Source organism: Actinoplanes sp. NPDC048791, assembly GCF_040650095.1.
GTDB lineage: Bacteria > Actinomycetota > Actinomycetes > Mycobacteriales > Micromonosporaceae > Actinoplanes.
In genome coordinates this window covers 1-11,032 of sequence record NZ_JBEZGQ010000196.1, presented here as the reverse complement: position 1 = coordinate 11,032, position 11,032 = coordinate 1, and the positions used below count along the sequence as shown (strand labels likewise).

The window sequence follows — 11,032 nt, the reverse complement described above, 5'->3', positions numbered from 1 at the left end:
CAACCGGCCGCGGTCTCGGTGCGGCCGGCCGGCCACGCCGCCGCGGCCGACCGCTCTATCCGGGCCGGCCGGGCCCCTTGCTGAGGATCGGACATGATCCGATCCTATGCATGATTATGCGTGTCGGAAAATTAATATCAGACGCTGACCAGGGCCGGCGCCGACCGGCGGGTCACCACCGAGTCGAGGATCTCCCCCACCCGGATCGCGGTGTTCGACAGCAGCGCCGACGTGATGCCGTGCGTGTGCTCCGTACCGCCCTGGAGGTAGATGCCCACCCGCAGGCGCGGGTCGGTCGCCGCGCGGTAGTCGCGCTCGACCCTCGGCCGGCCGAGCTCGTCGCGGTGGCACAGGTCGGCGAGTTCGCCGAGGATCGCGTACGGGTCGGCCTGGTGGTAGCCCGTTGCGCAAACCACCACGTCCGCGGCCAGGCGCTGGGTCTCGCCGGTGACCAGCGACCGTACGCTCGCCACCACCTGGTCCGGTCCGTCGGCCACCTCGGTCAGCCGGGACACGTTCAGCATCCGCAGCCGCTGCTTGCCGAGCACCTTCTCCTGGTAAGCCCGGCGGTACAGGTCGTCGATCAGGTCCATGTCGACCACGGAGTAGTTGGTGTTCGCGTGGTAGCCCATCAGCTGCCGCTTCACGTCCTCCGGGGCCACGTAGAAGTCGTCGACCGCCGCCGGGTCGAAGATGCGGTTGGCGAAACTGCTGTCGTCGGCCGGCGAGTAGCCGTACCGGGAGAAGACCGCGCAGATCTCGGCCGTGGGGAACTCGCGGTGCAGGGTCGCGACCGCCTCGGCGGCGCTCTGCCCGGCGCCGACCACGACGATGCGGCGCGGCTCGGTGCCGCGCAGCTTCGGCAGGTTGTGCAGCAGGTCGCTGGTGTGCCAGATCCGGTCGGACGCCGTGACGCCCTCGGGCAGGCGCGGGCGCAGCCCGGTGCCGATCACCAGGTTCCGGGCGCGGTGGGTGCTGAGCTGACCGCCATGGCGCGAGAGCACATCGACCGCGACCACGTCGCCGCCGGGGGACGCGACCGGCGTCACCGACAACACCTCGGCGTCGTAGGTGACCTGGTCGTCGACCTGCGCGGCGGCCCAGGCGAAGTAGTCGTGGAACTCGACCCGCAGCGGGAACAGGTTCTTGTGGTTGATGAAGTCGATGAGCCGGTCCTGGCTGTGCAGATAGCGCAGGAAGGTGAACTCACTGGTCGGGTTCCGCAGGGTCACCAGGTCCTTGAGGAAGGAGACCTGCATCGTGGCGTCGTCGAGCAGCATGCCGCGGTGCCAGCCGAAGCCGGCCTGCCGTTCCAGGAACCGGGTGCGCACCCTCGCATCCGGACCGCGCCCGCTGTTGTGTTCCGACACGGCGATGGCCATGGCCAGATTGGACGGGCCGAAGCCGATCCCCACGACATCGAGTTCAGGTTCAGACATGTCCGTCCCCTCCACGGCGGGGCCGACCTGACCCCAGATTTCGGTTAGCCTAACCTAAGCATCTGCGGAGGCGTCCGCAGTGCCGAGTGAGGGAGAAAAATTCATGCGCGTCGTCATGTTCGGCTTCCAGACCTGGGGGCACCGGACCCTGCAGGCGTTGCTGGATTCGGCACACGACGTAGTCATGGTGGTCACCCACCCGGTCGGCGAGGGCGCGTACGAGAAGGTCTGGTCGGACTCGGTCGCCGAGCTCGCCGCGGCCCACGGCGTGCCGGTCCTGCTGCGTGAACGCCCCGACGACGAGGAGCTGTACGAGGCGCTGAAGCAGGTCGCGCCGGACGTCATCGTGGCCACCAACTGGCGTACCTGGATCCCGCCGCGCATCTTCAACCTGCCGCCGTTCGGCACGCTCAACGTGCACGACGCGCTGCTGCCGGCGTACGCGGGCTTCTCGCCCTTGATCTGGGCCCTGCTCAACGATGAACGCGAAGTGGGCGTCACCGCCCACATGATGGACGACACGCTGGACGCGGGGCCGATCGTGCTGCAGCGCGCCGTCCCGGTCGGCCCGGCCGACACCACGACGGACCTGTTCCACAAGACGCTGGAGCTGTTCGGCCCGATCACCGTCGACGGCCTGGCGGCCATCGCGAGCGGCCGGCGTGACTTCGTGCCGCAGGACCGCTCGAAGGCGAGCTTCTTCCACAAGCGGTCGGAGGAGGACATCCGTATCGACTGGACCTGGTCGGCCGAGGAGCTGGAACGGCTGGTCCGGGCGCAGTCAGCGCCGTACCCCCAGGCTTTCTGCTTCCACAAGGGACGGCGATTGGAAATCGTCACGGCCGCGGTTTCACAGGCGGTCTACGGCGGCACGCCGGGCCGCATCTTCTTCCGCGAGGGCGACGGCGTGGCGATCGTGGCGGGTGCGGATGCCCGCCGCGGTCGCAGCAAGGCGCTGCTGATCCGCTCGGTCCGCACCGACGAGGGCGTGGAGCTGCCGGCCCAGGACTACTTCACGACGATGGGTGGCTACCTGACCAGCCACCCGGACCGCTAACCGAGCACCAGTCCCCCACCGACCTCGACCACCTGACCGGTCATCGCCCCCGAGCCGTCGGCCACCAGAAACCGTACGGCGGTGAGCAGATCCGCCGGGACCAGCGGGCGCGGCACGGCCTGGGCGGCGACGAGCCCGGGATGCGGGTCGTCGCCCAGGATCTCCCGCTCGCGCTCGGTCAGGATGGCGCCGGGCGAGAGCGCGTTGACCGTGACCCCGGCCGGGCCGAACGACCGCGCGAGCGAGCGGGTGAGGCCGACCAGGGCGGCCTTGCTGGCCACGTACGACGGCCCGGACGGCCCGCCGAGCGCCACGGTGGCGGAGGTGACGTTGACGATCCGCCCCCAGCCCCGCTCGGCCATCCCGGCGCCGAACGACTGGGCCAGCAGCATCGGCGCGGTGACGTTGACGGCGAAGGTCTCCTGCCACTCGTCGAGGGACAGCGCGTCGAAGGCGACGTTCGAGGCGCGGGAGGCGTTGTTGATGAGGATGTCGACGGGGCCGGCCTGGTTGGCAAGCGCGAAGACTGCGGCCGGGTCGGCGAGATCGGCTTCGAGGATCTGGGCCTGGGCGCCGCGGTCCCGGCATTGCTGGGCTACGGACTTGGCCTCTTCGAGGGCGTCCAGGTGGTGAAGCAGGAGCGTCCAGCCCGGTGCCGCCAGGTCGACGGCGATCGCGGCGCCGATTCCTCGTCGTGCGCCGGTCATCAGCACTCGTCGTCCCATCGCAGCAGCTTAGAACCTCGTGGTTCAATTCCGGCCGTGATCGACGACTGGCCCCTCCCCCTGCGTACCGCGTTGCGGCGTGGTCGGCTCATCGTCGCCGAGGTGCCCGCGGCGGCACAGGGTCGTCGGGCCTGGGTCGCGGTCTACCCGCTCGCCGGGGGTGCGTTCAACGTCCTTCAGCGGGAGTTCGACAACACCTACATCGACAACGACTGGTGCATCGGACCGGACGACGGGATGACCGAAGCGCGCAGTGCGCAGGCCGGCGACGAGGGTCAGCTGGGCCGGATCCTCATCGATTGGGGTGTCGCTCCGGGCCAGCTCACCTACGCGCACCGGACCGACTACCCGGTCTGACGGGCCGCGCCGGCGGGGCGGCGGGGATCGAGGGTGATCGCTACGGTGCGAGCGTGCAGAATGTGACTCGTGGCCCGCGGACGGACCGTCGCCGGGATCTGGCCGGGTGGTTGCTGACACCGCTGATCACGTTGGTGCTCGGGCCGGCGGTCGCGGCCGCCGTAGGGATGCTGATGGTGCTGGGGGAAGCCTTCGGCGAGGTCCCCGGGGTGTGCGCGAAGACATTGGCCGACAACCGGTGTGAGGAGATCACCCTCGAAGTGGTCGGCCAGCACCTCTCCGTCTTCGGGGTGCTGTGGCTGGGGTTGTGGCTGCTGCCGTGGTGGCGGGGGCTGCGCAGGGTCCGTATCGGGATCGCGGTTCTGGCTTGCCTGGTGCTGGTGGCCGCGCCGCTGCGAATGAATTGAGCCGCCGACCGGGGCGTCAGTCGGCGTAGTCGGCCGGGTTGAAGACGCGGGCGGTCAGGGGCTCCGGGACCGTTGCGACGCCCGGGCCGCCTGCGTCCAGCCAGGCGGCCACCGCGCCGACGAGATCGTCGTCGAGGACGTCGCCCAGGTGGACCAGGCGGGCGCCGGCTCGGCGGGCGGCCGGGGTCGGGTGCACCACGACCACGTTCGAGCGTTCGCAGACTCGTAGGCATTCGCTCACGCGTACGCGATGTCTGTCACCCACCGCGCCGCGGATCGCCTCCAGTTGGGCGTCGTGGTCGGTTTCCGGATGCTTGTCGGCGCTGCCGCAGCAGCAGTCCCGGCAGATCGTCAGCGCGCCCATCGCAGTGCCCCCGGCCCCGCCGACCTCAGTGGACCAGTACCTTGCCGGAGATCTGGTCGTCCGCGCCCGGAACCGGCGCCGAGGGGTCCGAGCCGATCTCGATCAGCTGGTTCTGCGCGTTGACGTGCGCGACGCGCGGCACGTAGTCGGCGCGCTCGCGCTCGTCGACCTGCTTGAACGACATGATGATGATCAGGTCGCCGACCGAGACGAGCCGGGCGGCCGCGCCGTTGATGCCGATCACGCCGGAGCCGGCCGGACCCTCGATGACGTACGTCACCAGCCGCGCGCCGTTGTCGATGTCGACCACCTGGACCTGCTCGCCCTCGACCAGGTCGGCCGCGTCCATCAGGGTCTTGTCGATCGTGATCGAACCCACGTAGTGCAGGTCAGCCTGGGTCACGGTGGCGCGGTGGATCTTGCCGCCGAGCAGGGTCCGCTGCATGTGTCGTCCTCCTGGGGTGGATGAGGCCCGCGAGGGGGTCGTCGCGGAAGCAAAGTTAGCCTAGCCTAACCTCATTGTTGATCCAACGCCCCCTCAGCTAGGAGCCACATAGATGAACCGCCGCCTGGGCGGCTGGCGACGCGCCCTCACCGCCGTCGCCGCCGGTCTGCTCGCCGCCACCACCATCACCGCCTGCGGGTCCGAAGAGGACGGTGCCGCCGCGCCCGCCGCGTCGGGCTCGGCCGCCGCCGCTTTCCCGGTCAGCATCGAGCACAAGTTCGGCTCGACCACGATCGAGAAGCAGCCGGAACGGGTCGTCACCGTCGGCTGGAACGACCAGGACCCGGTGCTGGCGCTGGGCGTGGTCCCGGTGAGCACCCGCGAATGGTTCACCGAGTACCCGACGTACCCGTGGGTCAAGGAGGCGCTGGCCGGCAAGCAGCTGACCACGTTCTCGGCCGAGATCAACTTCGAGGCGATCATCAAGCAGCAGCCGGACCTGATCCTGGCGATCTACGAGACGATCAACAAGGAGACGTACGACAAGCTCTCCCAGATCGCCCCGACGGTCATCCAGTCCAAGGACTACGCGGACGAGCAGACCCCGTGGGACGTGCAGACCCTGACCACGGGCAAGGCGCTGGGCAAGTCGAGCGAGGCGCAGGCCCTGGTGGCCAAGGTGAACGCGAAGATCGACGAGGCCAAGGCGGCGAACCCGCAGTTCGCGGGCAAGACCCTGGTGGTGGACTTCGGCCCGGAGAAGGGGCAGCACTGGCTGATCCCGGCCAAGGACCCGCGGCGCGCCCTGTTCGACGCGCTCGGCTTCGCGGCGCAGAGCGAGTCGGAGGACGTCAGCGAGGAGCGGCTCGACCTGCTGGACCGCGACGTGCTCTTCGTGAACGGGGCGACGAAGAAGGACATGCTGACCTCGCCGGCGTTCAGCCGGTTGAAGGTGGTTGGTGAGGACCGGGCTTTGTACACGTCGTTCTCCACGCCGCTGGGTGGGGCGTTGGCTTACAGCGGGCCCAATGCGTTGCTGTATGCGTTGGAGGTGCTGGTGCCGCAGCTCAAGAACGCGACCGACGGGGACAAGGCGACGGCGGTCACGGACCTGTCGAACGCTGCCTGATCTTCAGTACGGATTCAGAAAGGGGTGGCCGGGTAACTGGCCACCCCTTTCGCTTAAAAATCATATAGCTGGATTATTGCCATACTGCAACTTGCTAGTTGGCCGATCGATATCAGGCACTCTCACGACAATCATTCACTGCTCAATGCTGGCGCCGCTTGATTCGGCAATGCAATATGAGAGCAGAGAATAGAAGAGAGCGGTCGCGGGTGTGCGACGATCTCTGCCGCGAGTCCCCGAGGGTCGTGACGGTATGAAAGAGTCATCGGTCGGTCCCGAGATGCGCAGATCCACGATGGTGAGTCGTGTCGCCACCTGGCTGGCACTCATCGGTGGGGTTGTGATCGTCACCCTGCTGGCCGGTGTGGGCGTCGCTGCCGTGCTTGCGCGCCAAGGCGCTTCGGAGGAGTGGCGCACCTGGAGCGACGTGGGCCAAACGTTCGGCGTGCTCAGTTCCATCATCAGCAGCCTTGCCCTGTTGGCCGTGGTGATCACCGCACGACAGAACAGCGCGGAACTGGCGCGCCAACGGCAGTTTCTCACCCATAACCATGCTGAGCTCCGGCGCACAGCACATGCCAACCTTGGCATGCTCCACCAGAATCTGCTGAAGATGAGCCTTGACGACGAGGAACTGGCCGCAGTCTGGCCGTCCTTTGATCTAGACCTTCCCGCCGCCACCAGAAGACAGTTCCTGTACGCCAACTTGATCTACTCGTTCGAGCTCAGAGCACTACAGTCCGATATCTACACGGAGGCAGCGGTCATTGCGATCATGCGTCACCTGTTCTCCAGCCCAGTGATGCGCGCATATTGGCATGCGACAGTAAGTGGCCGCAGATTTCTTGATCCTGGCAGCTCGGAGTTCTCCTGGGCCAAGCAGGTGGACAAGATCTGCGCTGAGTATGATGAAGTCGTAGCCAGGAACGGACACATCCCTACCGCGGGACCCACACTGGTGCCAGATCGCGCTGAACCGGCCCAGGCGGCGTAAACCATCAAGCGACGGGAATGTCAACCTGCGCAGCGATCAAGGTCTCGCGGGTGATCACAACGATGCGCTCATAGTCGGCCCGGGCGGCATCCGCCGGCAGGACACCCTCGAGCACCTCCGTCATGTCCGTTCCAATCACGGCAAATGAGCCGTCGCTCAGCTCAAAGATGTCCGGACAAGTGTCGTGACTGAGACTTCCACGCTCTTGCGGGCTCTTCCCCAGCCGTCGAACGATGTGCACCCGTCTGACCCTCCACCATCTCCGTAACGTCCCAAAGCAGACATTACTCACAATGTGGCGCCGTCTGGGCAGGAACGGTCGAGTGGCGCCCCAGCAACTGTAGGGGTTCAGGATTGAGCCCGTTCCTTTGGGCAGTGACGAGCCATTCACATTGCGGCTTCCTGCCACGATGAGCCCGTGACGGGTGATGCGGTCGTGCAGGAGGTCGGCGGGCGCCCGACAATCTCGTGGTGGCAAGTGCTGCGCGTAGTCCTGGTGCTCGGCTGGGTCGCCTGGGCGGCCATCACCTGGTGGGCCGCCCCACGCGAATCCACCCCCGAGCAGGTCCGAGCCGACATAGCCGCTCACCGCCTCACCTACTACGAATGGGGCGACGGCTGGCGCAACGAAGGCGGCCTCGTCAGCCCCTTCCCCGCCGACCTCCAAGAGTCCGGCGGCCCAGGTCCCATCCTCCTCTGGCACACCACCGACGGCCGCCGCCACCACACCACCGTGGAGGAGCAGAGCGGCGCCCCCGGAGCGAACGCTCTCAACCAGCAGTTGCAGGCCTACGAAGCCCGACGCCCTGCCGACCCACCTCTCGGAGCCATCCAGGCCGGCCTGATCATCGCCGGCAGCCTGCTGTTCCTCTGGGCGCTGGTCTCCGCGCCCGACCCGGTCACCGGCACGAAGGGGTTCTGGTTCTGGCTCGTCTGCGGCGTACCGCTCGGCCTCGGCCTGCTGTGGTGGCTGGCCCGGGAACGCCCGTGGCGACCACAGACCCAGCCCCGCTTCGGGCCGCCCGGCCGGGACAACCGCCTCAAGTGGTGGGCCGGGATCGGCGTCTCCATCCTGCTCGGCTTCGCCATCAGCCTCGCCTTGATCGGCCTGCGCAGCCTGCTCGGCGAGGACGTGGTTCCGCTCGTCCGGTGAGCTACCCCAGGCGCTCAGCCAGCAGCGGTCCGAGCCGTTCCAACGTCGCCGGATCGAGCAGTTCGGAGTGCGCAACCGCCAGCGAATGCACCTCCATACCGCCCACCAGCGGACGCCAGGACGGCGCCGCCGGACCGGCAAACCCCTGCTCAGCCACAGTCGCCTCGACGAAGAACACCGACCCCCGATAAGCCGGATACTCCGCCGAAGCCATCAGCCGATCAGCAGCCAGATAGCTCTCCAGCACCGACGCGATCTGCGAATCCGTCAACGCGGCCACACTCCCCCCAGCCGCCCGCACAAAGCCCACCGCGTCAGCCAGAGACAACTCGGGATCGCTCACGGCGTACCCCATTTCGGTGAGCAGGGCCGCGACCGTCGACGGCGCCTGGACCGTCTCCCGGCGTGCGTCCAGCATGCCGACGAATTCCACCTCGCGGCCGCGCGCGGTCAGCGCGGCCGCCACGCACAACGCCAGCGCCCCGCCGAACGACCAGCCCAGCAGCCGCACCGGCCCATTCGGCTGCCGCGCCGTGATCCGATCAGCATGCGCCGCGGCCAGTTCGGTCAGTGACGACGGCAGCGTCCCGCCGGAGAGCAGCGGACTCTGCAACCCGATCAGCGGGATGTCCGCCGGCAGATACCTCTTCAGCCCGGCGAACTGCCAGCTCAACCCGCTCGCCGGAGCCAGGCAGAACAGCGGCGGCCGGTCACCGCCCGGGTGCAGCGTCAGCACCGGATCAAGGGCATCCCCGGCGGGTGCGTCGTCGGCCAGCAGCCGGGCCACACCCGCGACGGTCGGCGCGGTGAAGAGCCGGGCCACCGGTACGTCCACAGCCACCTCCCGGCGCAACGCAGTGGCGAGCCGCACCAGCAGCAGCGAGTGTGCCCCGAGCGCGAAGAAGTCGTCGTGGACGCCCACCTCGGGTACGCCGAGCACCTCCGCCACGATCCGGGCGACGGTCGCCTCGACCCGCGACCGTGGCGACGTACCGGCGGCAGTGACGGCGATGTCCGGCAGCGCGGCCCGGTCCACCTTGCCGTTCGGCGTCAGCGGCAGCGCGTCCAGCACATGACACACGGCCGGGATCATGTAACCCGGCAGCGCGTCGTCCCACAGCCCGTTCGGCACCGTGCCGCTGGTGGTCGTCAGGTAGGCCACCAGCCGGTCGTCGCGGGCCACTACAACGGCCCGGCTGACGTCCGGGTGCGCCAGCGCGACCGCCTCGATCTCGCCCAGTTCGATGCGGAAGCCGCGCACCTTGACCTGGTGGTCGGTGCGGCCCAGGTAGCCGAGCCGGCCGCCGCGCAGCACGACCAGGTCGCCGGTGCGGTAGAGACGCTGCCCGTCCTCGGCGGCGACGAAGCGGGACGCGGTCAGCGCCGGCCGCCCCAGATAGCCGCGGGTGACCTGGGCCCCGCCGAGGTACAGCTCTCCCACCACGCCCGGCGGCACCGGCTGGAGCCGCTCGTCGAGCACGTGCACGGAAGTCCCGGGCAGCGGGCGCCCGATGGTGCCGTCCCAGCTCGCGTCGACGTCGTCGCGCGTGGCCCACACGGTGACTTCGGTCGGGCCGTACAGGTTGACCACCGCCGCCGTCCGCGCGACGAGATCCGCCGCCAGCGAGGCCGGCAAGGCCTCGCCACCGACCAGCGCCCGCACCCCGGACAGGTCCACATCGGACGACTCCAGCAACGCCGCCCACAATGACGGGGTCGCCTGCATCGTGGTGACGCGCTGCTCCCGCAGCAGCGCGGCCAGCAGCAGCGGGTCCCGGACCTGGGCCGGCGAGGCCAGCACGACGGTCCCGCCGGCGAGCAGCGGACCCATCAGCTCCAGCACGGAGATGTCGAAGGACAGCGTCGTGACCGCGAGCAGGCGGTCATCACCCCCCACCGGTACGGCGGCCAGGAACGTCGCCAGGTCCCGGTGGGTGACGACAACACCCTTGGGCCGCCCGGTCGAGCCGGAGGTGTAGATGACGTACGCGGCGTGCTCCGGACGGATCCGCACCGGCGGGGCTGCGGCGGGCACCGCCTCGGTCAGCCTGACGGTGGGCACGCCGTCGAAAACCGTGTCACCGATGACGGCGGCCGGTCGCGCGTCCTCGACCATGAAAGCGAGCCGGGCGGCCGGAAACGCCGGGTCGAGCGGCAGGTACGCGGCGCCGGCCTTGGCCACGCCGAGCACAGCGACGACCAGGTCAGCCGAGCGGGGCAGATTGATCCCGACGATGCTCTCCGGACCGATCCCCCGCGCCACCAGCAACGCGGCCACGGCGTCGGAGGCCCGGTCCAGCTCGGCATAGCTCCAGCTCACCCCGTCGGCAACAAGCGCCTCGCCCCCATGCCCGGCAAGCGCGGCAAACCACGGCTCAGCGACGGGACGAGCCTCAGCCGAGGAGTTCAGGAGTCGCAGCTCCTGCCGGTCGTCGTCGGTCAGCAGGTCGGCCTCGGCGACCAGCAGCGCCGGGTCCGCGGCGAAAGCGCCCAGCAGCCGCACCAACCGGTCCAGCAACCGCCGGGCGGTCTCCGCCCGGAACCGCCCAGCGTCGTACTCGAGGCTGACCTCAACTCCGTCCGCCCCGCCGTCGATGAACGTGACGTTCAGGTCCACCTTGGGATCGGCCGCCACCTCCGGAGCCGGCAGCACCGGCAGACCCAGCACCGGCCCGGAGTCGGCGGGCCGGTGGAAGTAGCCGATCATCGCCTGGAACAGCGGATTACGCCCCGCCGCCCGCGGCGGGTTGACCAGCTCCACGACCTGCTGGAACGGCACCCCGGCATGCTCGAACGCGGCCAGGTCGGCGGCGCGCACCCGGCGCAGCAGCTCGGCGAAGGTGGGCTCGCCGGACAGGTCGGCGCGCAGCACGACGGTGTTGACGAAGAAGCCGACCAGGTCGTCCACGGTGAAGACGCCCTTGGCGACCCGGCTGTCCAGGTAGACCCGGACGGCACGCCG

Annotated in this window: 11 protein-coding genes; 6 read left to right on the top strand and 5 right to left on the bottom strand. The window is 69.1% G+C overall.

Going from position 1 to position 11,032, the window contains the following annotated elements; genetic code table 11:
* Positions 1-137: 137 nt before the first annotated feature.
* Positions 138-1,439, bottom strand: a complete 1,302-nt coding sequence (locus AB0C29_RS16910) for a lysine N(6)-hydroxylase/L-ornithine N(5)-oxygenase family protein (protein ID WP_360821110.1) — start codon at positions 1,437-1,439, stop codon at positions 138-140.
* Positions 1,440-1,542: 103 nt separating this feature from the next.
* Between AB0C29_RS16910 and AB0C29_RS16905 the strand changes: the two genes are divergently transcribed.
* Positions 1,543-2,496, top strand: coding sequence for a methionyl-tRNA formyltransferase (locus AB0C29_RS16905; protein ID WP_360821108.1), 954 nt, complete (start codon positions 1,543-1,545; stop codon positions 2,494-2,496).
* On the opposite strand, the gene AB0C29_RS16900 is transcribed toward AB0C29_RS16905, so the two are convergent.
* Positions 2,493-3,221 (bottom strand): SDR family NAD(P)-dependent oxidoreductase, encoded by a 729-nt coding sequence (locus tag AB0C29_RS16900; RefSeq protein WP_360821106.1) that lies wholly within the window; start codon positions 3,219-3,221, stop codon positions 2,493-2,495. The genes AB0C29_RS16905 and AB0C29_RS16900 overlap by 4 nt on opposite strands.
* A 36-nt stretch (positions 3,222-3,257) precedes the next feature.
* Here AB0C29_RS16900 and AB0C29_RS16895 point away from each other — a divergent pair, with 36 nt between their 5' ends.
* Together AB0C29_RS16895 and AB0C29_RS16890 are read left to right on the top strand one after the other, a co-directional pair.
* Positions 3,258-3,578: a hypothetical protein gene (locus AB0C29_RS16895; RefSeq protein WP_360821104.1), complete on the top strand. Its 321-nt coding sequence runs from the start codon at positions 3,258-3,260 to the stop codon at positions 3,576-3,578.
* A gap of 110 nt (positions 3,579-3,688) precedes the next feature.
* The gene (locus AB0C29_RS16890) at positions 3,689-3,985 is read left to right on the top strand and encodes a hypothetical protein (RefSeq protein WP_360821102.1); all 297 of its coding nucleotides are present in this window, start codon (positions 3,689-3,691) and stop codon (positions 3,983-3,985) included.
* A 16-nt stretch (positions 3,986-4,001) separates the two neighbouring features.
* Here AB0C29_RS16890 and AB0C29_RS16885 read toward each other — a convergent pair whose 3' ends face one another.
* Positions 4,002-4,340 carry a hypothetical protein gene (locus AB0C29_RS16885; RefSeq protein ID WP_360821112.1) on the bottom strand — a complete coding sequence of 113 codons (339 nt, stop codon included), beginning with the start codon at positions 4,338-4,340 and terminating at the stop codon, positions 4,002-4,004.
* Positions 4,341-4,374: 34 nt separating this feature from the next.
* On the bottom strand, positions 4,375-4,794 hold the full coding sequence (panD, locus tag AB0C29_RS16880) for an aspartate 1-decarboxylase (protein WP_212989922.1): 420 nt from the start codon (positions 4,792-4,794) through the stop codon (positions 4,375-4,377).
* Between the two features lie 112 nt (positions 4,795-4,906).
* On the opposite strand from panD, the gene AB0C29_RS16875 reads away from it, so the two are divergent.
* The 3 genes from AB0C29_RS16875 to AB0C29_RS16865 all read left to right on the top strand — a co-directional run bounded on the left by AB0C29_RS16875 (position 4,907) and on the right by AB0C29_RS16865 (position 8,070).
* Positions 4,907-5,923 carry an ABC transporter substrate-binding protein gene (locus AB0C29_RS16875; protein ID WP_360821100.1) on the top strand — a complete coding sequence of 339 codons (1,017 nt, stop codon included), beginning with the start codon at positions 4,907-4,909 and terminating at the stop codon, positions 5,921-5,923.
* Positions 5,924-6,176: 253 nt separating this feature from the next.
* Entirely contained in the window at positions 6,177-6,917 is a 741-nt protein-coding gene (locus AB0C29_RS16870) for a DUF6082 family protein (protein WP_360821098.1), read from the top strand.
* A gap of 418 nt (positions 6,918-7,335) precedes the next feature.
* A complete protein-coding gene (locus tag AB0C29_RS16865) occupies positions 7,336-8,070 on the top strand; it encodes a hypothetical protein (RefSeq protein WP_360821096.1) in 735 nt (244 codons plus the stop codon).
* 1 nt (position 8,071) lies between these two features.
* Here AB0C29_RS16865 and AB0C29_RS16860 read toward each other — a convergent pair.
* Positions 8,072-11,032, bottom strand: a 2,961-nt coding sequence (locus tag AB0C29_RS16860) for an amino acid adenylation domain-containing protein (protein ID WP_360821094.1), incomplete at its 5' end; no start/stop codon positions are given.

What these genes read in the sequence shown, in the direction of transcription:
- AB0C29_RS16910 (WP_360821110.1), bottom strand. Translation starts at nt 1,439, where the DNA reads ATGTCTGAACCTGAACTCGATGTCGTGGGGATCGGCTTCGGCCCGTCC.
- AB0C29_RS16900 (WP_360821106.1), bottom strand. Translation starts at nt 3,221, where the DNA reads ATGGGACGACGAGTGCTGATGACCGGCGCACGACGAGGAATCGGCGCC.
- AB0C29_RS16875 (WP_360821100.1), top strand. Translation starts at nt 4,907, where the DNA reads ATGAACCGCCGCCTGGGCGGCTGGCGACGCGCCCTCACCGCCGTCGCC.
- AB0C29_RS16905 (WP_360821108.1), top strand. Translation starts at nt 1,543, where the DNA reads ATGCGCGTCGTCATGTTCGGCTTCCAGACCTGGGGGCACCGGACCCTG.
- panD (WP_212989922.1), bottom strand. Translation starts at nt 4,794, where the DNA reads ATGCAGCGGACCCTGCTCGGCGGCAAGATCCACCGCGCCACCGTGACC.
- AB0C29_RS16870 (WP_360821098.1), top strand. Translation starts at nt 6,177, where the DNA reads ATGAAAGAGTCATCGGTCGGTCCCGAGATGCGCAGATCCACGATGGTG.